General features: G+C 36.3%; 28 protein-coding genes. 18 read left to right on the forward strand and 10 right to left on the reverse strand.

The annotated features are described in order from the left end of the window. Position 1 precedes the first annotated feature (1 nt). The 12 genes from hypD (at position 2) to CRV04_RS02265 (ending at position 10,281) form a co-directional block, all read left to right on the forward strand. Positions 2-1,123 carry a hydrogenase formation protein HypD gene (gene hypD / locus CRV04_RS02210; RefSeq protein ID WP_128994986.1) on the forward strand — a complete coding sequence of 374 codons (1,122 nt, stop codon included), beginning with the start codon at positions 2-4 and terminating at the stop codon, positions 1,121-1,123. A gap of 61 nt (positions 1,124-1,184) precedes the next feature. Continuing rightward, a complete protein-coding gene (locus tag CRV04_RS02215) occupies positions 1,185-2,048 on the forward strand; it encodes an NAD(P)-dependent oxidoreductase (RefSeq protein WP_228126439.1) in 864 nt (287 codons plus the stop codon). A gap of 12 nt (positions 2,049-2,060) precedes the next feature. Next, a complete protein-coding gene (gene hypE / locus CRV04_RS02220; protein WP_128994987.1) occupies positions 2,061-3,059 on the forward strand; it encodes a hydrogenase expression/formation protein HypE in 999 nt (332 codons plus the stop codon). Between the two features lie 30 nt (positions 3,060-3,089). Next, complete coding sequence (gene hypA / locus CRV04_RS02225) at positions 3,090-3,431, forward strand: hydrogenase/urease nickel incorporation protein HypA (protein ID WP_128994988.1); 342 nt, start codon at positions 3,090-3,092, stop codon at positions 3,429-3,431. A gap of 56 nt (positions 3,432-3,487) precedes the next feature. Beyond that, complete coding sequence (locus CRV04_RS02230) at positions 3,488-4,126, forward strand: MarC family protein (protein WP_164969099.1); 639 nt, start codon at positions 3,488-3,490, stop codon at positions 4,124-4,126. An 81-nt stretch (positions 4,127-4,207) separates the two neighbouring features. Beyond that, a complete protein-coding gene (locus tag CRV04_RS02235) occupies positions 4,208-4,600 on the forward strand; it encodes a tellurite resistance TerB family protein (RefSeq protein ID WP_228126440.1) in 393 nt (130 codons plus the stop codon). Between the two features lie 72 nt (positions 4,601-4,672). Then, complete coding sequence (locus CRV04_RS02240; RefSeq protein WP_128994991.1) at positions 4,673-4,867, forward strand: hypothetical protein; 195 nt, start codon at positions 4,673-4,675, stop codon at positions 4,865-4,867. Continuing rightward, positions 4,864-5,073, forward strand: a complete 210-nt coding sequence (locus CRV04_RS02245) for a hypothetical protein (RefSeq protein ID WP_228126441.1) — start codon at positions 4,864-4,866, stop codon at positions 5,071-5,073. Before CRV04_RS02240 ends, CRV04_RS02245 begins: the two co-directional genes overlap by 4 nt. Continuing rightward, complete coding sequence (locus CRV04_RS02250) at positions 5,073-5,528, forward strand: type II secretion system protein (protein ID WP_128994992.1); 456 nt, start codon at positions 5,073-5,075, stop codon at positions 5,526-5,528. The genes CRV04_RS02245 and CRV04_RS02250 overlap by 1 nt, the downstream gene beginning before the upstream one ends. Continuing rightward, the gene (locus CRV04_RS02255) at positions 5,525-7,375 is read left to right on the forward strand and encodes a primosomal protein N' (protein WP_228126442.1); all 1,851 of its coding nucleotides are present in this window, start codon (positions 5,525-5,527) and stop codon (positions 7,373-7,375) included. Before CRV04_RS02250 ends, CRV04_RS02255 begins: the two co-directional genes overlap by 4 nt. Before the next feature lie 80 nt (positions 7,376-7,455). After that, a complete protein-coding gene (locus CRV04_RS02260; RefSeq protein WP_128994993.1) occupies positions 7,456-8,643 on the forward strand; it encodes a tetrahydrodipicolinate N-succinyltransferase N-terminal domain-containing protein in 1,188 nt (395 codons plus the stop codon). Positions 8,644-8,805: 162 nt separating this feature from the next. Further along, a complete protein-coding gene (locus tag CRV04_RS02265; protein WP_128994994.1) occupies positions 8,806-10,281 on the forward strand; it encodes an ankyrin repeat domain-containing protein in 1,476 nt (491 codons plus the stop codon). On the opposite strand, the gene CRV04_RS02270 is transcribed toward CRV04_RS02265, so the two are convergent. The 6 genes from CRV04_RS02270 to CRV04_RS02295 are packed head-to-tail and all read right to left on the reverse strand — an operon-like array spanning position 10,282 to position 16,390. Next, on the reverse strand, positions 10,282-11,550 hold the full coding sequence (locus tag CRV04_RS02270; protein WP_128994995.1) for a murein hydrolase activator EnvC family protein: 1,269 nt from the start codon (positions 11,548-11,550) through the stop codon (positions 10,282-10,284). Further along, positions 11,547-12,365 carry a cell division FtsX domain-containing protein gene (locus tag CRV04_RS02275; RefSeq protein WP_128994996.1) on the reverse strand — a complete coding sequence of 273 codons (819 nt, stop codon included), beginning with the start codon at positions 12,363-12,365 and terminating at the stop codon, positions 11,547-11,549. Before CRV04_RS02275 ends, CRV04_RS02270 begins: the two co-directional genes overlap by 4 nt. After that, positions 12,352-13,014, reverse strand: coding sequence for a cell division ATP-binding protein FtsE (locus CRV04_RS02280; RefSeq protein ID WP_128994997.1), 663 nt, complete (start codon positions 13,012-13,014; stop codon positions 12,352-12,354). Before CRV04_RS02280 ends, CRV04_RS02275 begins: the two co-directional genes overlap by 14 nt. Then, positions 13,007-14,197, reverse strand: a complete 1,191-nt coding sequence (gene trmB, locus CRV04_RS02285; RefSeq protein ID WP_128994998.1) for a tRNA (guanosine(46)-N7)-methyltransferase TrmB — start codon at positions 14,195-14,197, stop codon at positions 13,007-13,009. The genes CRV04_RS02280 and trmB overlap by 8 nt, the downstream gene beginning before the upstream one ends. 8 nt (positions 14,198-14,205) lie before the next feature. Then, positions 14,206-15,480: a fibronectin type III domain-containing protein gene (locus CRV04_RS02290; protein WP_128994999.1), complete on the reverse strand. Its 1,275-nt coding sequence runs from the start codon at positions 15,478-15,480 to the stop codon at positions 14,206-14,208. After that, positions 15,428-16,390 carry an RluA family pseudouridine synthase gene (locus CRV04_RS02295; RefSeq protein ID WP_128995000.1) on the reverse strand — a complete coding sequence of 321 codons (963 nt, stop codon included), beginning with the start codon at positions 16,388-16,390 and terminating at the stop codon, positions 15,428-15,430. Before CRV04_RS02295 ends, CRV04_RS02290 begins: the two co-directional genes overlap by 53 nt. 19 nt (positions 16,391-16,409) lie before the next feature. Here CRV04_RS02295 and CRV04_RS02300 point away from each other — a divergent pair, with 19 nt between their 5' ends. After that, entirely contained in the window at positions 16,410-17,516 is a 1,107-nt protein-coding gene (locus CRV04_RS02300; protein ID WP_128995001.1) for an FtsW/RodA/SpoVE family cell cycle protein, read from the forward strand. Here the strand turns inward: CRV04_RS02300 and CRV04_RS02305 are convergent. Both CRV04_RS02305 and CRV04_RS02310 read right to left on the reverse strand, forming a co-directional pair. Beyond that, positions 17,511-17,897 carry a SpoIIAA family protein gene (locus CRV04_RS02305; RefSeq protein ID WP_128995002.1) on the reverse strand — a complete coding sequence of 129 codons (387 nt, stop codon included), beginning with the start codon at positions 17,895-17,897 and terminating at the stop codon, positions 17,511-17,513. The two genes, CRV04_RS02300 and CRV04_RS02305, sit on opposite strands and share 6 nt — an antisense overlap. A gap of 18 nt (positions 17,898-17,915) precedes the next feature. Continuing rightward, entirely contained in the window at positions 17,916-18,704 is a 789-nt protein-coding gene (locus CRV04_RS02310; protein ID WP_128995003.1) for a TonB family protein, read from the reverse strand. A gap of 97 nt (positions 18,705-18,801) precedes the next feature. On the opposite strand from CRV04_RS02310, the gene hemL reads away from it, so the two are divergent. Genes hemL through CRV04_RS02325 form a run of 3 tightly spaced genes read left to right on the forward strand, consistent with a single transcriptional unit; the run spans position 18,802 to position 20,928 of the window. After that, positions 18,802-20,082, forward strand: coding sequence for a glutamate-1-semialdehyde 2,1-aminomutase (gene hemL, locus CRV04_RS02315; RefSeq protein WP_128995103.1), 1,281 nt, complete (start codon positions 18,802-18,804; stop codon positions 20,080-20,082). Continuing rightward, a complete protein-coding gene (locus tag CRV04_RS02320; protein ID WP_128995004.1) occupies positions 20,079-20,393 on the forward strand; it encodes an AtpZ/AtpI family protein in 315 nt (104 codons plus the stop codon). Before hemL ends, CRV04_RS02320 begins: the two co-directional genes overlap by 4 nt. Beyond that, positions 20,374-20,928, forward strand: a complete 555-nt coding sequence (locus tag CRV04_RS02325; RefSeq protein WP_228126443.1) for a hypothetical protein — start codon at positions 20,374-20,376, stop codon at positions 20,926-20,928. The genes CRV04_RS02320 and CRV04_RS02325 overlap by 20 nt, the downstream gene beginning before the upstream one ends. Here the strand turns inward: CRV04_RS02325 and CRV04_RS02330 are convergent. Together CRV04_RS02330 and rpoD are read right to left on the reverse strand one after the other, a co-directional pair. Next, positions 20,897-21,583 carry a hypothetical protein gene (locus tag CRV04_RS02330; RefSeq protein ID WP_128995006.1) on the reverse strand — a complete coding sequence of 229 codons (687 nt, stop codon included), beginning with the start codon at positions 21,581-21,583 and terminating at the stop codon, positions 20,897-20,899. The two genes, CRV04_RS02325 and CRV04_RS02330, sit on opposite strands and share 32 nt — an antisense overlap. Before the next feature lie 9 nt (positions 21,584-21,592). Next, positions 21,593-23,458 (reverse strand): RNA polymerase sigma factor RpoD, encoded by a 1,866-nt coding sequence (gene rpoD / locus CRV04_RS02335; protein WP_128995007.1) that lies wholly within the window; start codon positions 23,456-23,458, stop codon positions 21,593-21,595. 185 nt (positions 23,459-23,643) lie between these two features. On the opposite strand from rpoD, the gene CRV04_RS02340 reads away from it, so the two are divergent. Then, entirely contained in the window at positions 23,644-24,144 is a 501-nt protein-coding gene (locus CRV04_RS02340; RefSeq protein WP_128995008.1) for a 3-isopropylmalate dehydratase small subunit, read from the forward strand. A gap of 2 nt (positions 24,145-24,146) precedes the next feature. Then, entirely contained in the window at positions 24,147-25,217 is a 1,071-nt protein-coding gene (leuB, locus tag CRV04_RS02345) for a 3-isopropylmalate dehydrogenase (RefSeq protein WP_128995009.1), read from the forward strand. Positions 25,218-25,396: the final 179 nt, after the last annotated feature.

The following is a 25,396-nucleotide window of genomic DNA, read 5'->3' on the forward strand; positions in this document are numbered from 1 at the left end:
TATGAGCGAATTAAAGTTAAAAGATCTCTATGATGGTTTCAGAGACCCGCAAGCCATTCAAGCCTTGGCGAAACTCATTGACCAAGAGGCACAAAAACTCAACAAATCGATTGGCATTATGGAGGTATGTGGCGGGCATACGCACTCTATTATGAAGTTTGGTTTAAACCAACTCTTGCCTAAAAGCATACGTTTTATTCATGGTCCGGGGTGTCCTGTTTGTGTGATGCCAAAAGAGAGAATTGACCATGCGTATGCACTTTCGATGCAAGATGGCGTGATTTTAGTTACATTGGGTGATATGATAAAAGTACCAGGAAGTAAAGGAAGTCTTCAAGATGCCAGGGCCAATGGTGCAGATGTTCGATTTGTTTACTCTCCGATGGAGTGTATTAAAATTGCTTTAGAAAACCCCGATAAAAAAGTCATCTTTTTTGCCATTGGATTTGAGACCACGACTCCTATGACCAGTGCATTGATTCATCAAGTATTGAATAAAAAAATCACTAATATTCTCTTTCATATCAATCACATCACCGTACCTGAGCCTATGAGAGTCTTGCTGGATGATGAAAACAGTATTGATGCTTTTATAGGGCCCAGTCATGTCAGTGTAATCACTGGAAGTAAAATCTATGAAGAGTTTCCACGAGATTATGGCAAACCTGTTGTTGTAAGTGGCTTTGAACCTGTGGATGTGATGCAATCGGTGTTGATGATTTTAAAACAGTTCAATGAAAACCGATGCGAACTGGAAACGCAATATACAAGAAGTGTGACACGTGATGGAAACTTTCAAGCACAAAAACTCAATGAACTTTACTTTACAAAGCGTGAGCATTTCAGATGGAGGGGTATCGGAGATATCCCAAGCAGTGCTTACAGACTAAAAGATGAGTTTTCCAACATTGATGCAGAAGTCATTTATAAAGATATCTTACCCAATGAGAGTATTGATGACCATAAACTTTGTATTTGTGGCGATATTTTAAAAGGCAAAGCCAATCCCAAAGATTGTAAAGTTTTTGGAAAAGGGTGCAATCCAAGTAATCCATTGGGAAGCTGTATGGTGAGTAGTGAAGGGGCTTGCAGTGCTTATTATAAATACGGAAATCTCATCTAAAGTGCATCTTTGAATAGGTTCTGTTTTTTGATACAATTAAAAAAAAATATTGAGGTGTAAAATGGCTGACTTAATAAAAACTATTGGATTTATAGGCGTTGGTGTAATGGGAAAATCAATGGTGAGAAACCTTATGAAAAAAGGTTACCGTGTCACTATTTATGCTCGAACTAAAGAGAAAGTTCAAGATGTTATTGATGATGGAGCGCTGTTTTGTGAAAGCATCAAAGCATGTGTAAAGAACAAAGATGCTGTGATTACGATTGTTGGATATCCTAAAGATGTGGAGGAGGTTTATTTTTCACAAGAGGGTGTACTCAACAGTGCAGCAAAGGGTACCTATTTGATTGATATGACCACAACAACTCCAAGTCTCTCTGTTAAAATCAGTGAAGAGGCACAAACAAAAGGATTAAAAGCTTTAGATGCGCCTGTTTCAGGTGGAGATACGGGTGCTTTAAATGCCACTCTTTCTATCATGGTAGGTGGAGATAAAACGGACTTTGAAACGTGTAAACCTGTGTTTGAAGCCATGGGTACAACCATCATTTATGAAGGTCAAGCAGGAAGTGGTCAACACACCAAAATGGCCAATCAAATTGCTATTGCAGGCATTATGGCAGGTGTGAGTGAAGCCATTGCTTATGGAAACAAAGTTGGTTTAGATATTCCAACCATGATAGACAGCATTAAAAATGGTGCAGCACAAAGTTGGCATATGACAAACAATGCTCCAAAGATGCACAAAAGAGAGTTTGAACCGGGATTTTATATCAAGCACATGGTGAAAGATTTAAAAATTGCCAATGAAGAGGTAGCAAATCTCAAAGTCTTAGAGGACGTTTTAGAGATGTATGAGACCTTAGAAAAAAAAGGTGATGGTGATTTAGGGACACAAGCACTCTGTAAATATTATGAAAAGTAAAGTAGGAAAAGAATGACAAAAACAATCACACTTGCGCATGGTAATGGTGGACAAGAGAACAATGAACTCATTGGCTCAATTTTTTATAAAGCATTTAAAAATGATATTTTAGCCAAAAGCGAAGATGCAGCAGTAATTGAAAATGGCAAATTGGCGTTTTCAACGGACTCTTTTACGGTAAGTCCTCTTGAGTTTCCAGGGGCTGATATTGGAAAATTAGCTGTATGTGGTACATGTAATGATTTAGCCATGATGGGCGCACAACCTAAATACATGACCTGTTCAGTCATTATTGAAGAGGGGTTTGAAGTTGAAACACTCAATCGAATCGTTCAATCCATGAAAGAGGAGCTTGCTAAAAATGGTGCTAAGGTTGTAAGTGGGGATACAAAAGTAGTACCCAAAGGCAGTGTGGATAAAATCTTTATCAATACCACGGGTATTGGTGAAATCAAAAAATCAGGTATCTCTTCAAACAGTATTACAAGCGGTGATGTGATTTTAGTCTCAAACTCTATTGGTCAACATGGGGCGACTATTTTTGCTGCACGAGAAGGGATTGATATGAGCTCTAACTTACAATCTGATTGTGCTTCATTGTGGCCAGTGGTTGAAAAACTTATTGATAGTGGGGTTCAAATAACAGCTTTACGAGATGCCACACGAGGTGGAGTGAATGCAGTTTTAAATGAGTGGGCAAATCAGTCCAATGTTTGTATAGAAGTTGAAGAGACAAAAGTGCCTGTGTGTGATGAAGTGAATGGTATTTGTGAACTGCTTGGTTTTGAAGCCATGAGTTTGGCTAATGAGGGTACGTTTGTTTTAGCCATACCCAAAGAGGATGCTCAAAAAGCTTTAGAGGTTCTTCACAGTTGTGAAGTTGCTAAAGAGGCGGCAATGATTGGAACGGTCACACACCAATATGATAAAAAAGTGGTACTGCACTCAGCGTGGGGAACAAAACGATTTTTAGAGACACCTACGGGAGAACTCTTGCCACGAATTTGCTGATAGAATTTGTACGTTTAAAAAAGGATAAGAATGCATGAATACTCAATTGTTCAATCGCTCTTAGAGAGTTGTGAAGAGCATGCTAAAGCCAATGATGCGCAATCAATCTCAAAAGTGGTGGTAAAAATCGGCGTATTAAGTGGAGTTGAACCCGATTTACTTGAAACTGCTTTTAACACGTTTAAAGAAAAGACCATTTGTCATAATGCTGATTTTATTATAAATGTCCAAGATATTGTCATAAAATGCCATGATTGTAATACCACCTCGACCTTGAAAAAACGAGAGTTTCATTGTCCCAAATGTCAAAGTATTAATATAGATGTCACGGATGGGGAAGAGATGTATTTAATGTCCTTAGAGATGGAGTAAAGTTTTAAATAATTTTTGGCTATAGTTCTCTAAAATTTTATATGCAAAGGAAGCTAATGTTGCCTATTGAAGAATACACAAAAATATTTTTTGGTGTGTTGGCCATTATGGGACCTTTTTCTGCTTTGCCAATATTTGTGAATTTAACCGTTGGAAAATCAACTCAAGAGAAAAATCAATTGGCATTGCACGCCTCTTTTGCAGGTTGGATCATTGCGTTATGTTCTGTTTGGTTAGGAAATTCAATTTTAAATTTTTTCAATATCTCCATTCCCGCGTTTAAAGTTGCAGGGGGAATACTGCTTTTGACCTTGGCAATTAATATGATCAATGCAAAAATCCCTGGAGCCAAACAGACCCCAGAAGAGCTAAGTGAAGCGAAAATATCCAATCGAGACTTAGCAATTGTTCCTTTAGCAATTCCTTTGATGATGGGCCCAGGTGCTATTTCTACTGTGATTGTTTTTTCTCATTATGGAAAAGCTATTGGACACTTATTTATGATGAGTGCTATTGTGAGTGTTTTGGTTTTGTACATATTCATATCACTCAGAGCGGCGGCTTACTTATCGGCAAAATTGGGACTCATTGGTATTAATGTGATTTCAAGAATCATGGGATTGATTTTGGCTTCTATAGCCGTGGAGTTTATGGCAAGTGGTTTAATACAACTTTTTCCCGTTTTAGCAGGTTGATTTACATTTGATTAACCCTTGCCAACTATAATTAAGGCAAAAATTTAAAAACTATTTATAGGAAAACAACATATGTTATTAATGCAATTACGATCAAATGAGAAGTTTGCCTTTTTAGAATTGGCACATCATTTGGCCAGAGTAGATGGCAATTATGGAGAGAATGAGTACGATATTATCCAAGAGTATTGTGCAGAGATGGGTATTGATGACATGATAGAGTATGATGAAGAGTCATTTGAATTAGAATCACTGTTAAAAGAGTTTAAAGCCAAAAAGAGTCAAAAAATACTGCTTTTAGAGTTGATGATTTTGGTGCATGCGGATGATAAATTTCATTTCAAAGAGGATGAATTGGTCAATAAAATTGCAGAGTTTTATAAAATGGACAAACAAATTTTAGAACACTACTCTTCTTGGGGAAAAGCAGTCACGGCACTTTATAATCAAGGAAAACTTTTCTTAGAAGAGTAGAGTCAAAAAATTATTTTTTTAAATTATATCTTATTTATGTGATGATTTATGCTATTTTAGGTAGAATATCGAATGGATATAATACAAAAGTTAAACGCACAAGTTGAAAAAATCAATAAAGAATTTGAAGCATTAAAGTATGAAAACGACTCTTTAAAACGGCAAGTAGAAGAGTTGAAAAATAGAAATGATGAACATGTGCGTAACAGTCAAGATTTGCTTTTAAAAATCGACAGTACACTTGCGTTAAAAGGTAAAGGCAATTGAAAAAGAAAATGACATTTCACATCAATAATATGGCGTATACCATCAACGTAGATGAAACCTTAGAACCAGATATCATTAAATTTTTATCGCAAGAGACTCATATCAATACACAAGAACTTCTTTTAGCCTATATCCGACGTACACAAGAGTTTTATAATTTTAAAAAAGAGATTGAAACCATTTCAGAAAAACTGCCTAAAGTGTGATGAAAAAAGCCTTTTCCCTACTTGAAATCATCTTTGTATTGGTTATCATTGCTTTGATATTCACTTTTGCCATTCGAAACAATCAAGCATTTTTTTCCAATTCAACCATGATAAAAATTAAAAGCGATGTGGCACTGATTCGAAGTGCCATCGCTTCAAAAGTGCATGCACGTATGCTCAAAGCACAAGAGCAGTTTCCTCAACGCTTGGATGATGCAGCACTCAATACAGAAGGTGCACTTTTGTTTAGTGGCATAAAAGGTGAAAAGTTGTTAGATTATCCCTTGGTATCCACCAGTTCTTATGAGAGACAAATAGGGCAGTGGAGCAAAAAAACTCAAAAGAGTTATGAGGTATGGATCAATAAAGAGGAGTCAGTGCAGTTTACTTATGACTCCAATAAAGGAACGTTTGAGTGCGACTACACTCAAAACAGTTGCAAGGAAGTTGATTGAGTCAAATATTTTATTATGAAATTGCACTGTTAAAATCCCCGCTAGAACCTTTAACGTATGAGTTTAACGAACCTTTGAACTTGGGACAAAAAGTAAGAGTGAAATTAGCACGTCGTAAAAACCTTATGGATGGAGTTGTTGTAAAAGAGGTGCCACAACCTGATTTTAAATGCTCAATTATTGAAGAGGTGAGTGAAGCGTATTATGATACTACGATGCTTCAAACAGCTAAGTTTATTGCTTCTTATTATATTTGTTCATTGGGCGAAGCATTGAGTCTTTATACGCCATTTAACCAAACACCTAGTGTGGTATCAAAAACGTTTGAAAGTAAGATTGAACTCTCAAATGAACAAGAAAAAGCCTTTGAGTTTTTAGAACAAAATAAACAGGCACTTCTGTTTGCAAACACCGGAAGTGGTAAGACTGAAATTTACATCAAAACCATTGAAAAACATCTCAATGAGAACCAACAAGCCATCTTACTTATGCCTGAAATCTCTTTAACACCTCAAATGCAAAAACGTTTGGAGAAGGTTTTTGGAGATGCCGTTGCGATTTGGCACTCCAAAGTAACCAAAAAACGAAAAGAACAGATCATTGAAGGGTTGCATAATGGAGAAATCAAGCTCATTGCTGGTGCACGTTCAGCTCTTTTTTTGCCTTACAGTCGTTTGGGTTTGATTATGGTGGATGAAGAGCATGATGAGTCCTATAAATCCGATCAAAAACCGCGACTCAATGTCAAGGATTTAACGATTTACATGGCCAAACAGTTTGGCTATCAGTTGATTTTAGGAAGTGCAACGCCTTCGATCTCCTCTTTTCATAAGTTGCCTTATATCAGAATCACTAAGACCTATTTTCAAAGCCAAAAAGTGTTGACTTTTTATGATTCACAGTTTGCACTCAATGATGAAGTCAAAGATAAAATCACGCGAGTTTTACAACAAAACCAACAGGTGATTGTTTTTTTGCCAACGCGTGCAAACTATAAGTATCAAGTCTGCTCTTCATGTGGGAAAAGTGTGGAGTGTCCCTATTGTTCTGTCTCTATGAGTTTGCATAAAAATGCTTTAGCCTTGAAGTGTCATTATTGTGGTTATACCCAACAAATACCACAAAGCTGCCCTTCTTGTGGTACAGGTATTATCCACAATCTGCGTGTGGGTACAGCACAAATTGAAGAGGAGTTGCAAACCCTTTTTGCAAGCAAGACGGTTATGCGGTTTGACCGTGACTCAATTACGACTGACAGTAAACTCAAAGCCGTACTCAATGATTTTAATGATGAAAAAATTGATATTTTAGTGGGAACACAAATGCTCTCTAAAGGGCACGATTATCATAACGTAACCCTTGCAATTGTTTTGGGCATTGATTCCATTTTAAATATGAATTCGTATAAAGCCAGAGAACGAGCATTGTCTTTGCTCATACAGATTGCAGGACGAAGTGGACGTAAAGGGTTTGGCGAGGTGATGGTACAAACCAAAAATGCAGATTTCTTTGAGTATTACATGCAAGAGAATGATTATGAACAGTTCTTAAAAGATGAATTAGTGTTTCGTGAAGATTTGTACCCTCCCTTTTTTAAAATGGCCAAAGTAGTGTTTGCGCATACCAATGGCTTAAAAGCGAAAGAAGAAATGCAGTATTATGTGAAACAGTTTGCAGTCATTAAAGAGGTTGAAGTGGTGGGTTCAGGTGAGAGCGCGGTGTTTAAAATTGCCAATAAGTACCGTTATGAAATTATTTTACGCTCATCTAATATCAAAGCCTTAATCCAGACACTGCACAGTGTCACTTCGGCAATGGCTGTCATTGATATGGACACCATAAAATAAAAATATTTTATAAACCATTTGAGTTTATATTCTCTTAAAAGAGAATTGGATAAAATTCGCAAAATCTATAAAGGAAACTTATGATATTTACTAAAGAAGAATTCAAAGCAAAAGTAGAAGAGATTCAATCTCAAAGCTGGTACAGAAACCCTATTGGGTTTGGTTTAGCAAGAGTTGATCGAGGACAAAAAAATCCTGAAAAAATTTTACAAGCTACTTTTCCTGTTGTAAACTGGGAAGAAAATTATGGAAGTGCAGCAGTGTTTTTAAATGCACTTAAAGAAGCAGGTGCAGCTGTCGATACAACAAAAACAGAACTTGTATGTGAAGTGAGTGATGCATTTGTAGAGAGTTGTATCGAAACATTCAGACCATATATTCCTGAAGCAAAAGGTGAAGAGCATAAAAATGTTCAAGTACTTTCTCAATTGGCTTCATTGCCTTTATCATCTGGTTTGAATGCTGACAATTTCAAAGTGGTATTTATTTTTGAAGATGCGGTGGTTGAATCAGTTGAAGCAGCATACTTAAAACTGTATGCACTTTCATCTGGAAAAGCAAAATTAAGAAGTTTAAACCTCAATGGTATTTTTGGTGCACTTCATAACTGCGCATGGACTGGTTCAACTCCAATTGAGTTAGATTGGTTAAGAGAGAATGAAATTGCTCTTAAATTGTCAAACAAATACCCTGAAATCACAATGGTAGATAAATTCCCAAGATTCCTATCTCACGTTATTCCTGCAGATAACACAAGAATTTTAGAGACATCAAAAGTACGATTTGGTGCACAATTAGCTGCAGGAACTACGGTAATGCCAGGTGCTGCATATATCAACTTTAATGCGGGTACTGAAGGTGTTGTTATGGTTGAAGGACGAATCTCTTCTTCAGCTGTTGTGGGTGCTGGATCAGACGTTGGTGGTGGAGCATCTATTCTTGGTGTTCTTTCAGGAACAGACGGAGTGCCTGTATCAATTGGTGAAAACACACTTCTTGGAGCTAACTCTTGTACAGGTACAGCAATCGGTGATGGTTGTATTTTAGATGCGGGTGTAACTATTTTACCAGGAACAAAAATCACACTTTCTGAAAAAGCAGTGGCTGCTATTCAAGAGATTAATCCAGACAAAGAGATCAAACCATTGATGAGAGGTATGGATTTCTTAGGTGTGAATGGGGTTCACTTCAGACAAAACTCTGTAAATGGTCAAATCATTGCAATGAGAAGTACGCGAGAAATAAAACTCAACGCTGATTTACACTAATCACTCTTAGTTATGCTGTTTTAAAAGGTACTGCTTTGGCAGTGCCTTTTTTTATATCTAAAAAATTATGTAACAAAATAATGGATTAGGTTATATCCATTCTTTAGCTAACTTGCATTATAATATAACTAAATTTGTGACAAAAAATGAAAGGGTTTATTTATGAGAATGATTCTATTTGGAGTATCATGTGCAGCACTTTTACTCACTGGTTGCAGTAATAAAAATTTGGAACAAGGCAGCGCACAACAAATAGCCAATATCAATCAATCGGATGAAAAAAATAATTTGGCTTTACACGATGCCATTCGAGCCAAAGATGCAAAGAGTGCGCAACTGTTGATTCAAGCCAATGCCAACATTGATATAAAAGATGAATTTGGAAATACCCCTTTACATTTAACGGCTGTTTATAACCAAGAAGAGATTGCAAAAGCTTTGATTCAAAAGAGCGCAACGGTGAACACTCAAGACAATTATGGGGATACACCACTCATTGATGCTACACGAAACAATTATTTTAAAATAGCACGTCTTTTAGTCTGTAATGATGCACAAAGAGGTGCCCAAGATAAAAACGGTCTGACTCCTTTACATTACGCTTCACAAGTAAAAAATGCCGATATGGTTGAGTTGCTTTTGAGTTCAAACTTGGATGTTTTTTGTCAAGATACACTTATAATTGAGATGAACGCGTTAGAAGACTCTACACAAAAAAGTGTTCAAATTTGTGGAACGCTTAAAGAAGGAGTAGCATCTAAGATTACAGTGGATATTACCACCGCCATGAATGAACCCGTACAAACATTGGATGCAACCATCAACAGTGAAGAGAAGTTATGGTGTACTCCTATGAGCAATGAATTGCCTTTAGAAACATACAACATCAAAGCAGTTGCAGTGGATAAAGCCGAACACAGCAGTGAAGTAACAAGCACGCTTAATATTATTGAGAATATTTCACTGCCAGAAGCCTTCAATGAACCCGCAATGGATGTCTCAAATGAAGCAAACACCGATATTACAAATGAAACTGCAAACACGACTCTTTCAGATGAGATATATGTTTCGTTAAACACGGCATTGGCTGAGGATTTAAAAACGTGGGATGCTTCATTTGATAAAGAGAGTTTGAGTATTGTATTTAATGCAAAAAATACCTTCTTTGAGAGAGGATACTCGCAAATTCCTGCAGTGTATCAAGAGTTACTTGCTGAGTTCTTCCCCAAACTCATTGCTGGGTTAAAACCCTTTGAAGGAAGAGTAAAAGTGCTTATACAAGGACACAGTTCTTCGACATTTGATTCAACCAATGATGAAAACATTAAATTCATGAAAAATGAAATTCTTTCACAAAAAAGAGCACAAAATGTGTATGATTATCTGAAAGCTTTACAGAATGATGTGATCATCAACAATCAAGCATTTATTGAAAAAGATGTTACCCCTATTGCCAAATCATCACTGCAAACGGCTAAAAATGAAGATTTAAGTGAAAATTTTGAGCATTCTAGACGAGTTGATTTTAAAATTGAAGTTTTAAACGAAGAGACAAAACTTCCTGAAGGTTTTGAACCAGTCGCTCCTTCAAAAGCTGATGAAGCCACGGGTATTGAGGAGATTGATCTGCTTCAATAATCAGTTAAAGAGGTCTTGTGGATTGATATGAGCGCTGTTTTTGGTTGCTTGGAATGTTAAGCTGTCATCTACTCGCCCAACCACATACCCTTTTTGAATCCATTTTCCCACTTTAATCGTTGGAGAGATTTGGTCTAAGTGTGAGTAAATAGTATGCAGACCATTTTTGTGTTGAACAATCACCACATTTTCCAACATCCCTGAATCTTTTTTAGCATAGACCACTTTTCCATTAAGTACACTGAAAACTTTCGCTTTGGGTTGTTTTGATTTCATCACCACAGATTCATTAAAGAGTTTGATTTTATAGACTGGATCATAATACTTTCCAAACTTCTTTGTGATGGTATATGATTTCAAAGGTGCGATGGTTTTACTGCCTCGATAGTGACCAATTTTAACCCCTGCCGTGGATGAACCAATCATTCTTACATCTAAATCAATATTATTGGCAAATCGTTTTTGTGAGGAAGCAGAAGATTTGGCCATCTCTTGTTCTCGTTTTCTTTTTTCCAATGCCAGTTTTCGTTCACGCTCTTTTTGTTTGGCAATCTCCTCTTTTTTAAGAATGTTCAATTTTCCCAAAAGGTTTGAAAGAGATTGTTGCTTTTTGATGCTTTTTTTAAGTTCATATTGATACGCTGTGTGTTTCTTTTGTAAAGAGGCAATTGCATTTTCTTGTTTGGCTTGTAGGTTGGACAAGTTCTTTTTTCGTTTGGTTTCAATGGCAATAAACTGTTGCAGTTTATCAATGGCTTTTTCATTTTTAACTTTATCTTGTGAAACTTGCAGATACTCTTTATTGAGTTGGATAATCTCATCTTTAGAGTTTTCTGAAAGCACTTGATACAACTCAGCATCAATGAGTTCATTAAGAGATTTTTTTGAAGCCAGATTTAAAGCAAAAGCCCAAGAGAAATCTTCTGTAATGAGGTTGATAATGCGCTCTTCTTTTCGTGCTTTCTCTTTTTTTAACTCTTCGGCTTTGACTTCAAGATGGCTCAGTTCATTTTTAGTTTTTTCAAGTTTATCTTTTTGTTGTACGATGATACGAGAAATGACACTCATTTTTTTTTCAAGTTTTTTAAGACTGTTGGTTTGTGTACGAATCTCATTTGAGAGTTTTCTGATTTGATACTCGGTTTGCTTTTTATGTTGAGAATTTTTTTCAAGTATTTTTTTATTGTTGTCAATTTTTTTCTCTATATTTGATACAGAGGCATTCGATATTTGAAAGGCAATCAGCGGTAATAGGAACAACAGTCTCATGATTTCTTTAACTTATATTTAAATAACACCCCAATAATTGTGGTTAAGGAGATGACCATTGACATGACAAACAACAGTGCAATCTCTTTATCCAATGTTGGATCAATATCAATGATTGATGCCAGCTCTGGCGGAAAGATAACATTCAGATTGTTAAACGCAAAAATCAGCAGACCTGTTACAATAAAAAAGGCAATCAAGGCACCAATAAGGGCATGTTTAATTACCATTGAAGCACTGTAGATAATTGAAGCTCCATGAAGTTGCATGATGCTGATTTTCTCTTGATGTTCATAAAACCATATTTGTATCTGCTTCGAAAATAAAATTATAGCAAACAGCAGTGAAATAACAAAGAAAACAATGATAATATTTTGATTTAACACCAACAATGAAAAGATTTTATTATGGTCTTTTGAGAAGATTTCAATCTTTTTAATGTTGGGAATTTCTCCCAGCTCTTTTTTTATGGTTTCTAACTCTGAGGTTGTGGGAAAGGTTTCTAAGTGAATTGTGTAAAAGAATGGCAGTCGTTGTTTGAGTAAAAACATAGAGTTATCTGAAAGCGAATCTTTGACTTTATCTATGATTTTGCTTTTATCTAAAGTTACAATCTTTTTAACATCAATGCCTGCAAGTGAGTTGATGTCATCTTTAACTAAAGGTGTGTTGGTAATAACCACAATGGAGTAGTCATCTGATATTTTGGTTTTATAGTTGGTGATGACCTCTTCGGTGAACATGTACATTGAAAAGGTGACCAACATCACCGTCAATGGAATGACAAAAGAGAAGATATTTTTAACAGACTTCATAAATCACTCCATCTTCAATTGAGAGTTGTCGAAAGGCTATTCCAAAGTTTTTAGGCACGCGGTGCGTTACAACTACAATGGTAATTCCAAGTTGTTCATTGGCATTTTTAAGCAAATTCCAGACCAAATCTGCTGAGTAGTCATCCAAATTTCCTGTTGGTTCATCGGCGATGATGATTTTTGGATTGTGTGCTAAAGCCCTTGCAACGGCAACTCGTTGTTGTTCACCCCCACTTAATTCACTTGGGTAAAAGCCTTCACGGTGTGAGAGTTTAACGTGAGAGAGAAGCTTGATGGCTTGTTGTTTTGAAACATCATTGGAGTAACCATTGATTTTCAAGGGCAACATGATGTTTTCTTCAATGGTCCACTCTTTTACCAATTTATAATCTTGGAAAATAACCCCAATATTTTTACGAACATCACGAAGTATTTTACTTCGAGGTGAAGACATATCATGACCATCAATGATCAGTTTACCATGTTTTAAAGCGATATCTCCATAAAACGATTTTAACAGAGTAGATTTGCCACTACCACTGGCTCCTCCAATAAAAACGAACTCTTTTGGTCGAATATGGAAAGCACCTTTTTTGATAATAAAACGGTTTTCATCGTATGAAAGATAAATCTCTTTAGCATTAATCATGGGTCAATATCTCTTTTATTTTTTTATGTGCATGAATATTGGCACTGCTTGGCACGGGATTGCCTTGGAAATAGTACGCTTTTCCATTGTCTATTTTGATATATTTGGTCAAAGGACGGTTAAAACTTCCTAGCGTTAATTGAATTAAACCACTCTTTTCATCGATTTCAAAGATATCTTCGACATGCACCACATAATCCTCTTCAACAATTGCTTTAGAAGGAATGTTGTTTTTGATGTAGTTAAAATCAAGCTCTTTATCAAAATTGAAATCTTTATCGATGGTAATTTCTTCATCCATTTGTTGACACTCTAAGACCACATCATAGATATGTTTGCCTTGTTTTTTCCATCGATCTTCATATTTACTTGAAACTTTCAGATCTTTATTAATATCAATGGTGATTCTGCCTTTAGGAAGATGCGTGAGCAAGTCAGTACAGTAATCAAAATATTTACGACTATCGGTTCTTAGTTCCAGTGTTCCACCTATATTGAGTATTCGTAAGGCTTCATTGATGAACTCAGTACTATAAACACGGCGGTGTGGCTTCTTATCCCAAGGTACAGGGAAGTGTACAAAGATTTTGCTCACTGAGTTTGATTTGATAAACTCCATGAACAATCGCGCATCATAGTTCACGGCTAAGATGTTGGTTAAGCCTTGAATTTTTACTTGCTTAAGCATCTGCTCTATGGAGGGTGTATGAATCTCTAAACCAATAAATTGCACATCGAGGTTCTCTTTTGCTTGGTGTAAAAGGTGTCGACCGCTTCCAAATCCAATCTCAATTTGAATCTCTTTTGTTGTATCAAACTCATTGACAAAGTAGTCAATCTCTTTAAGATACTCTTTTTGTGGTTCAACTTTTTGAGAGAAGTTTTGCGTGTTTGCAAACTCTATGTGCGCTTCTGTGGCTTTTGCATAAGCATTGATGGCATCTTTTACAATGGTTACGGGTGTAACACGGGTTACTTTATCGGCTTTTAAAAGTTGATGCTCTTTTTTCTCTTTGAGTGTAAGTAAAAACTCTTTGTTGTCATGGGTAATACCGATTTTGTATTCGGTTTTTCTTGGTTTTTGGGTGAAATTATATGATGCAGCAATAAAGTTAAAAGCAACCCCATCACATTGTGATGGGAGCTCTAACGTTTTGCTTTTACTGAAAACTATATGGGGCATTGGTTGTACTATTTCTCACTTAATTTTGGAAGTGTCAATGAAACAGCTTCTGTTTTATCAGATGGAATACCGTTTTCATCGATTGATTGTAATGCATAGGTATATTCGATACCTCGTACAATATCCCTGTCTTCAAATCGTAAATCATTGACCCCAGAGATTTTAATGGTTTTAGAGCTCATAAAGCCTTCCTTAACTGTTTTATATACGGTGTATGAGACTGCTCTGCTGTCACCGCTTTGCCAGTTTAAAATCGCTTTTTCACCTTGGATTTGTGCTAAAGTAATGATGGGTTTATTCAACTTTGGAAGTGTACTACCCATCGTTGAGTTCATTAAAAGAGCACTCTCTAAGTTATCTTTATCCACAGCTGTTACTTTATAGAATCGGTGTTTTCCATCTTCATTGATCACATCTTCATAGGTTGTTGCGGTATTAGGGAATTTTTTAAGAATATCAAAACTTCCATCCGCACTGTTGTTATAGTACAAATTGTAACCAATCACATCTTCTGTTGGTGATGGCTCCCAAGTTACAATGATTTTTCTTGGTAAATCATTGGTGGCGTGTACTTTGTTTGCTGGAAGTGGCAGAGGTTTTGTTTGTGCTCGTACAATTTCACTTGGCATGGATTTAATGCCATCAAAAGTAACCGCCGTTAATCGGTACATATAGACCACATTGTCTTTGAGTTTTGTATCAATATACTCCACTTGAAGTCGTCCATCAAGTGTCGCTATCTCTTCCCATTTGGCTGTTGTAGGAGTGGTTCTCTCTAAAATATAGGCTTTAATTCGTTCACTTTCATGTGGTCGCCACAATATTTTCACTTGTCGTGGCATGTTACTGATCGCTTGAATAAAAGAGACAGGTGCTGGTACAGGAAGTGTTTGTGCACTGTATGCTGTGGTTGGTTTTGATTCACTGGATTGTGGCGTTGCACTGGCAATGGCATAAAGGTATCGTGAGTTAGGCTCTAACTTTGTGTCCACGTAGTGTGTGGCGTATCGGTTGGGTACAAATGTGATTCGTTTGAGTTTTTGTCCCTCTTCATTCATGTTTGCTCTGTAAACATAATATCCATTTACACGTAGGTCATCCACTTTTTGCCACTCAAAGGCAATGGCTGTAATATCAGGAATCGTTCGAATAGAGTTTGAATCTACAGCTTCTAAAGTGTTATCAATTCGTGGTTTTGATGGCTCAGTTAAATTGGTTGTTGTACACCCACTAATGAGCAGAACTAAAAGAATTGATGATGTAAGTTTGATTAATTTTGTCACAAATTTCCTCCGTGTTAAAGTTATTTTCTAAAAATGTGGTCATGTCATTTTCTAATGGAGCTGTAAAGTTCATCTCTCTTTTTGTCAATGGATGAATCAAATACAGAGAATATGCATGCAAGTATACTCTATTTATTTTATTGAATTCACCCTTAAAACCATATAAATTATCCCCTAAAATATGCCTATTTATAGAGCTTAGATGCACTCTTATTTGATGTGTTCTGCCTGTAAAAAGTTTGGCACTGATAAGTTCATATTTTTCATTTTTTGAAAGCGCCATTTTATTAAAGGCAGACTTTGCAAATCGTCCGTTTTCAACCACACCCATTTTTAATCGGTTATGAGGATTTCTTCCTATGGGTTTTTCAATAATCACATTTTCTTTGAGTGGTAAATCAATGATGGCTAAATAGTATCGACCCATCGATTTGTCTTGAAGTTGCTCACTTAAAAACTGGTGGGCTTCATTGGTTTTTGCTACCACCATCACACCACTGGTACCTTTATCTAAACGATGCACAATTCCGTGTCGCTCTTCTCCACTGATGGTAGAAAGAGAGATGTTTTGATGTTTGAGCCAATCCACAAGTGTGGGTTCACTGACACTTGGGGCATCATGCACAATCAGATTGGATGGTTTATTGATGACCAGTATTGAGTCATCTTCATAGAGTATTTCAACATCAAAGTCAATTGCTTGGGCCTCTTTTTTCTCTACTTGCGGAAATGTTACATCTACACTTTGTTCCTCTTTGAGTTTGAGTCCTGTTTTGGTGCAGATTTTGCCATCAACTTTGACACACTCTTTTTTAATAAGTTGTTCAATTTGATTTCGTGTTTCATCCAATTGTAAAGAAAGAAACTTATCCAGTCGATTGGGGCTTGAAACAATAAAGTTTTTATTCATATTTTGCTACTCTTTCACTATGCGATTATTTGATAAAAGAATTATTTCACATTTTGATCATATTTTAGTATTTTTAGTATTGCCACTGATTTTTTTGTCACATCATTTAATCAATGAAACAAATGAAATCTTAGCACAAAAACAGTTAATATACTTTTCGATATCGGCGATACTGTTTATATTTGTATTTTTTTTGCCCATACGAAATAACTTACGAATCATCCCCTTTTTTTATTGGATAGGAATTATTCTTTTGTTGGCTGTTGAGTTTGTGGGAGTCACTAAACTTGGAGCTACACGTTGGTTGCCCATACCCTTTGTGAATGCCACCTTGCAACCCTCAGAGTTAATCAAACCCATTTTTCTTCTTATGATTGGGTATTTGGTCTATCAAAACCCACCACCCAAAGGGGGGTATAAACTTAAAGAGTTTATTCATATTTCGTTTTATATTCTGCTTCCCTTTGTATTGATTGCCAAAGAGCCAGATTTGGGAACGGCACTTGTTCTTTTATTAGTGGGGTATGGTACGCTTTTTGTCGTGGGTGTGCGTTGGAAGATTTGGGCGACTATTTTTATTGTGATAGCATTGGCATCCCCTTTAATTTACACCTATTTAATCAAAGATTATCAGAAAAAAAGAATCACTGATTTTATTTCAGATGAACCCAGTTATCACGTACAGCAATCGATCATTGCCATTGGTTCAGGTGGATTGTTTGGGAAAGACCAAGAAGATGCCACACAAACGCAGTTGAAGTTTTTGCCTATTGCAACGAGTGATTTTATCTTTGCGTATTATGTTGAACGATATGGTTTTATAGGAGCATTGGGATTGATTCTGATTTATTTGTTGCTCATAACACACCTGCTTTCTATGAACTACTCCTCCAAAGATGACTATCTTGTACGGGCCTTTGCTTCAGGTTTAGGGCTACTGATATTTTTTAATATGAGCATCAATATTTTAATGGTCTTAGGGTTTGCTCCTGTAGTAGGGCTTCCTTTGCCTATTTTTTCTTATGGAGGAAGTTCGTTTATCACCTTTATTGTAATTATGGCAATTTTAGAAAACTTGTTGGCATTCAGATATAAAGATTTGTATAACTACGAACGAAAGTTATAACTCTAACCAAAGCATCGCTTCTGAGATATCTTCAAAATATTGCATATCTGCACATGTAAACCAGTTGGATATTTTAATTAAGCGCTCTTCCCACTCTTTACTTCCAACATAAGCTACTTTAATAAACTCTTTGTTGTGTTTTAATCCCAGTTTTAAATCATCCCATGCAGCATGTAAATCCCAACCATCAAAATCACGTGCATCAATCAAGGCTTTAATTTGAGCTTGCTGAACGCCTTGTACAGCATTATCCAACAATGGTGTTATGATTTCATAATCCTCGTGTGTCAGTCTACCTTTAATGACCAATTTCATATAAAACTCATTGTTGAGACGATGTAAACCAATACTTAAACCGTGTTCTAGTACAGAATTGCTCATCATAACTCCTTTTTTGTGTTAATAAAAGTTTCCAAAATAGTTGACATAAATTTTTATTTTTGTGGGTTCTTTAGGTCTTGGATAATCTTTATACGCAATTTTTATGGTCTCAATCGTGTTTTCATCCAGTGAAGTGGAACCAGAAGAACTGCTCAATCTTAAATCTGAGATATCTCCATTGGGATAGAGTATGAACTCTACGATATTGGTTCCTTGTTGTTTTAAACGTATGGCCAAATAGGGGTATCGTAAATAGTGCTCTGTGATGCGCCCAATATCCCGTAAGTTGTTTTTTAAAAATATTTTCTGAACTTCTGTAAAAGAGTTGTACTCTTCTCCATAGAGTTTAAGATAACTTTTAGTGATTTGATCGAGCATATTATAGTCCATATTGGGTGCAACCATGTAATCAGAGAGATTCTCTTTTTGAAGTTTTTTTTGAGCTTTTTGCAAATCAGTTTGGGCTTTGTTAGGCAGTGGCTTCATGTAGTTTGGAATGGCTTCAGATTTAACCGTGGGTTTAGGTACCGTTTTTTTTGCCTCTTTAACCACCGGTCGTTTGGGCTGTGGTTTTTGTTCTTTTACTTTTTTAAGTGGCTTTGGAGGTTCTTTTTTTTCAACTGCTTTTTTAGGTTCAGGCTCTTTTTTGGCTTGTTGCAGTTTGACAAAACGTACATTGGAAGCTTGAACTTTTTTATCTGCTTTATTTTGTGCAGAGTCTTTATTGACTGGTGTCACTTTATAGTTGGATAAAAAAAGAATATGAATAATTATTGATAAAATAAGTGCATATATGAGGTTTTTCATGGGTAGATTATAGTACAATGTTGCTTTTAAATTACTCCAAGACACAAAGAAAATTCTTAAAGTGATGGAGAGAAAAACTATTAATAGGATTAAAATGATGTATGATAAATCGCTCAAAGCATATGAAGAAGCACAATCAGTTATTCCAGGTGGAGTTGACTCACCTGTAAGAGCATTCAAAAGTGTAGGAGGAGTACCTCCTTTTATTGACCGAGGTGAAGGATCATATTTAGTTGATATTGATGGAAACAGATATTTGGATTTTGTTCAAAGTTGGGGACCTCTTATTTTTGGACACTGTGATAAAGATATTGAAGAAGCTGTTTTAAACACAGTGAAAAAAGGGTTGAGTTTTGGTGCACCCACAGAACTTGAAACAAAGCTTGCAGCTGAAATTGTTGAGATGTATGAGAACATCGATAAAGTTCGATTTGTAAGTTCTGGAACAGAAGCAACCATGTCTGCTATCAGACTTGCTCGTGGGGTAACAGGGAAAAATGACATCATTAAATTTGAAGGGTGTTATCACGGGCACTCGGATTCACTTTTAGTACAAGCAGGTTCAGGTCTTGCGACCTTTGGAGCACCAAGCTCTCCAGGTGTGCCAGCAGACTTAACCAAACACACCCTTTTATGTGAGTACAACAACATTGAGAATTTAAAAAAATGTTTTAAAGACTCAAACGATATTGCGTGTATCATCATTGAACCCATTGCAGGAAACATGGGATTAGTTCCAGCAACTAAAGAGTTTTTACAAACGTGTCGAGAGCTGTGTGATGCCCATGGTGCATTGTTGATTTTTGATGAAGTCATGTCAGGCTTCAGAGCTTCATTAACTGGAGCACATGGATTAGTTGAGCAAAATGCAGATATCATTACTTTTGGTAAAGTGATTGGTGCCGGGATGCCTGTTGGAGCGTTTGCAGCTTCTAAAGCCATCATGTCTCACTTAAGCCCAGAAGGTACGGTGTATCAAGCAGGGACACTCAGCGGTAATCCAGTAGCCATGGCGGCAGGACTTGTGAGTTTACGAAAACTAAAAAGTAACCCATCTGTTTACACTGAGCTAGAAGCGAAATCTCAACGATTGGTCAATGGACTTAAAGAAGCAGCAACAAAACACAATATTCCTTTACAAGTTGGAACACGAGGAAGCATGTTTGGCTTTTTCTTTTGTGAGAAGATGCCCAATAACTTCAAAGAAGTAGGGGAGTGTGACTTCGAACGATTTGCAACTTTCCACCAAGAGATGTTAAAACGAGGTTTCTATTTTGCGTGCAGTCAGTATGAAGTTGGATTTATGTGTACAACCATTACCAATGATGAAATTGATGCATGCATCACTGCAGCCGATGAAATTATGGAGACTTTATGAGTAACGAAGAAGTAAACAAAAAACCCAAACACCAAGATAAGATTCAAGCCCTTGACTCTTTGTCTTTAGGTATTTCTATGGTTGTAGCCGTTGCTATGGGTGTAGGTATTGGAATGCTTTTAAAAGATTGGACGGGACAAACTTGGACGTTGTGGCTGGGAGTATTTTGGGGATTGGCAGCTGCGGGATTAAATATCTACAAAGCCTATAAACGAGCTCAAAAAACCTATGAAGGTTTAGAAAATGATCCTCGATATGCCCACCGAGCTAAATATGGTGATAACGATAAAGATGACGACGACGATTATTAAGCAATTTGTAAAAATTTACCTTATCTTAGATGTGGCAGTGATACTTGTTTGTATCATTGCCAATAACTATTTGTGGCTTTTAAATACACAAGTGGCATTTATATCTGCCATGTTAATCACTTTGGGTTCATTTTGGGGATATAAAAAAAATATTCAAAATCGTCTTAAAGGGGTAGAGACATCAAACAATGCTTTGGATGAGCAAGATGCGATTGATAAAATTGATGACCCTTTTGATTTATACTCTGAGATTAATGAAGAAAAAGAGCAGTACTCCGCTTCTGAAATCAAAGAGATCATCACACAAGAGAAGAAGAAAATCAAACAACACAGCATTAAAAATGCCATTTTTTCTGCCAGTGGTTTTGCATCAGTCTATCGTATTCTAGGATACATGGTTTTGATTTTTGGATTTTTTGCTTTAAATAACAATGGCTTATTACATGTCTTTGCATATATTGCAGGGCTTCTTACAGTCACCCTTGCAACACTTGCTGTGAATCTCAGTTCAAAATCAGTGGCAGATCAATCGTAGCTTTTTTATCTTCAATGGTTAAAATGTAAGAGGAGTTTGAAGCATTATCCAGACTCTCTTGGAAGTTTAATTCACCATCACTGATAATCTCAATAGATATCAGGGAGTACTTCTCATTATCAATTCGGATATACTCACCGATTTTTAGTTTGATGGATGTGGTGATAATCGTGCACTCATCAAATGATTCATAAATTTTTCCTATGACCTTTAGAAGCTCTGGAACCATCATTTTAAATTCAGGAATCGAGGGGTCATAGTTTTTAATGAAATTAATCTCTTTTTTGGTTTTTTGAGTACTGATGTTCAAATCAACAATCGTAAAGATATTAGCAATCTCTCCATTTTTAGTAGAGATTTTATTCTCTTTTTTCACCATGGTTGATTTGTAGAGCTTGATATGAAGTTCATCTTCATTTTCATAGCCCACAGTGATGGCATAAAATACATAGTTCTTTATAGGAAGATTGATGTAAGTTGTATTAAAGCCGTACGTCGCAGGCGCATATTTTATTGCGATATCGTATAGCTCTTTAGCGTCTATACGATTGAGCAAGAACTGCGCTTCTGCGTTTGAGTAAAGAAGTTTACCCGTATTCGAAAATGTAATTATCGGGTTTAGATCAAGTTCAACCCAGTTTTCAAAAAAATTCATATATTAAAATTAACTCTCTACGTAATTTTTTAAATTTTTACCAACTTTAGGGTGTTTTAACTTCTTAATTGCACGTGATTCTATCTGTCTTACACGCTCTCTGGTAACCGTAAGCTCTTTTCCAATCTCTTCAAGTGTTCGGTCACTCTCATCATCCATAAGACCAAATCTCATTCTAACAACGGCTTGCTCTCGTTCATTCAATTGTCCAAGGATTTGATCAATTTGATTTTGTAAATCCTCTTTCATGATGTTATCAACGGGAGTTGGTGCTTTTTCATCTGGAACGAAGTCACCAAATTTACCATCATCATCAGACCCAATAGGTGCTTCAAGAGAAACCGGCTCTTTCGTGATTTTAATAACTTGTTTGACTTTATCCACTGGAAGACCCACTTCTTTTGCGATATCTTCTACATCGGGTTCTTTACCGTTCTCTTGGATTCCTTTTCGGATGATTTTATTAATACGGTTAATGGTTTCAATCATGTGAATTGGAATACGAATGGTTCGTGCTTGGTCTGCAATCGCACGTGAGATGGCTTGTCGAATCCACCACGTTGCATACGTAGAGAATTTGTACCCTTTTTTGTATTCAAACTTATCCACGGCTTTCATTAATCCAATGTTTCCTTCTTGAATCAAGTCCAAAAATGGCAAGCCTCGGTTGGTGTAACGTTTCGCAATAGAAACAACGAGTCGTAAGTTTGATTTGGCCATACGTGTTTTGGCTTCATCGGTGATTTTTTTACCCCGTTTAATCTGTTCTAAAACATCTTTTAACTCTTCAGGTTCTAAATCAAAGCCACCTTTACTCGCCTCTTTTGTTTGGAACAACTTCTTGATTTCCATATAGGTAGAAACCATCGTTGCTTCAGGTACAGAAGCTGTAATTTGTGCTTTTGATAAGTTAATAATATTATCTAAAAGCTTTTGGTGGTTTTTCTCCAGAGTTTCGTTAAACAGTGGAAGTTTGTACTCCAATCGTTTGAGTTCTGAATCAAACCCAGTGTCAGATTTAAGTGCCGTTTCCATCGCTTTTACGATCTCTGTAATGAGTTTAGACGTTGGTCCTAAATCAATCAATGCCTCTTTTAAGATCTTCTTTTTAAAGGCAATTGCAAGTTCGTGTTGCATGACATCTACTTCATCGTTTGCGTCATATTCTGGCTCTTTTGCAATGAATTTCATCCAATCTTTTTTTGCTTTTTCTAACACTTTAAACGATGCAATAATTGCTTCCGCTCGTTTGTCAAGTTTCTTTTGTTTTTTAGAATCTTCTGGATTTTCATCATCATCGATATCGTCATCATCGTCGCTGTCGTTATCGTCATCAGAGTCATCATCATTGTCTTCATCATCGAAGTTTTTAAAGAGCTCTTTTACTTTTCTCTCTCTGTTTACAAGAGGTTCTTTGTACTCTAAAATAAAATCGATTAAGTATGGAACAGAGCAGATGGCATCTAAAATAACATCTTCACCTGTTTCAATTTTTTTTGAGATTTCAATCTCTTCCTCTTTCGTTAAAAGAGGGATTTGTCCCATTTCACGTAAGTACATACGTACGGGTGAATCAGAACGACTCCACTCTAACAGCTCTTTATTTTTCAAAAGGTCGTAAACGTTATCTTCATTCTCTTTTTTGTTTCGTAAATCTTCTTTTCTTTTTGCTTCAGCTGCATTCATTCGTTTGGCTTGTTCTTGAGAAGAGATGAGTGTTACATTAAACAGTTGAACCAGTGCTAAAAGTTTTTTAACATTTGCACCTGATGGAGCCTTGGGAAAAATTTTGATTATCTTTTCATAGGTAAGTACTGAGTCTTTGTTATCTTTAACGATAGACTCGATTGCTTTATTTATGTCTTTAACTGCCATTCGTTATAAGTACCTCTCTTTAATAATGGGCTATATTATACCGAAATTCCCTAAAAAAATGATTAATTTGACTCGCTTAATAAATTATTTTTTAAATTTTAGGTACAATACGGTTCTTAAAAACAATATTTACGTTAGGAAAGTCGCTGTTTTAGGCGATTATAACTGGTTTAAAAAGGCAAAATATGAATAAAATTACAGGTAAAGTTTGGAATTTTGGAGCGAATATTGATACAGATATTATTATTGCTGCAAGATATTTAAACAGTTCAGATCCTGAGCACTTGGCAAAATATGTTATGGAAGATGCAGATCCTGATTTTCCTAAAAAACTCAGCAAGGGTGATATTATTGTGGCCGGTGAAAACTTTGGTTGTGGAAGTTCAAGAGAACACGCGCCAATCGCATTGAAAGCTGCTGGTGTTGCCGCAGTTGTTGCACCATCTTTTGCACGAATTTTTTACAGAAATGCATTTAATATGGGATTACCAATCTTTGAACTCCCAGAGTCTTTAGAGATTAAAGAGGGAGAGACCATCTCTATAGATTTAGATGCAGGTGAAATTACCAACAATACAACCAACAAAACATACAAGTTTATTCCCATTCCAGACTTCATGCAAGAACTGATTGCAACGGGTGGATTAATCAACTATGCAAAAGCAGAAATGTCAAAAGGAAACTGAGCATGAAAACATATAATATTTCAATTATCAAAGGTGATGGAATTGGTCCAGAAATTGTCGATGAGGCGATTAAAGTTTTAGATGCAGTTTCATACGCGTGTGGCTTTACATTGAACTACACAGAGTATTTAATGGGTGGTATTGCGATTGATGTGACTGGAAAACCTCTTCCTGATGAGACAGTAAAAGGTGTTTTAAACTCAGATGCGTGTCTGTTTGGTGCTATTGGTGGAGAAAAATGGGACACTTTACCAAGAGATTTACGACCTGAAACAGGGCTTTTAAACTTCAGAGAAGCAATGGGGGTGTATGCAAACCTGCGACCAGCTATTATTTATGATGAGTTAGTGAATGCTTCAACATTGAAACCTGAAGTAATTGAGGGTGTCGATATCATGGTGGTTCGAGAGCTTATTGGTGGAATTTACTTTGGTAAGCCAAGAGAGAATGATGGATTTAAAGCATTCAATACCATGGTATATACAAAACCAGAGATTGAAAGAATCGGTAAAACTGCATTTGATTTAGCAATGAAGCGAGACAAACGTGTGTGTTCAGTGGATAAAGCAAACGTTCTTGAAGTGTCTCAACTGTGGAGAGATACCATGGAAGAGATTGCCAAAGATTACCCAGAAGTAGAGTTAACACACATGTATGTTGACAATGCGGCAATGCAATTAGTTCGTAACCCAAAACAGTTTGATGTAATCGTTACTGGAAACATTTTTGGAGACATTTTATCGGATACTGCTTCTATGGTGGTGGGCTCTATTGGATTGTTACCATCTGCTTCAACAGGGGATAAAACAGCTATTTATGAACCAATTCATGGTTCAGCTCCTGATATTGCAGGGCAAGGAATTGCCAATCCAATCGCAACGATTGAGAGTGCAGGAATGATGCTAAGATACTCTTTAGGTGAAGAAGAGGCTGCCAATATGATTGATGCAGCAATTAAACGAGCACTTAAAGAAGGGTACCGAACAAAAGACATCGCTTCTTATGATGCAAAATCAGTGGTTACAACAACAGAAATGGGCGATGTAATCGCAAACTTCATTAACAAAAAATAGGCTATACACTTCACTTTTTACAGAGCAAATTTATTTGCTCTGTTTGCCTTTTTTCTTTTTTACTTCTCATCACTTTTAAGTCGTATCATGTTAAAATAAATTACTATGTATAATAATGAATATCATTCATAGAAAGAGAAATATCAACGATTAGTTTTAAAAAAGCATTTGGAGTTTTT

Origin of the sequence: Candidatus Marinarcus aquaticus, from assembly GCF_004116335.1 — a bacterium.
Lineage (GTDB): Bacteria > Campylobacterota > Campylobacteria > Campylobacterales > Arcobacteraceae > Marinarcus > Marinarcus aquaticus.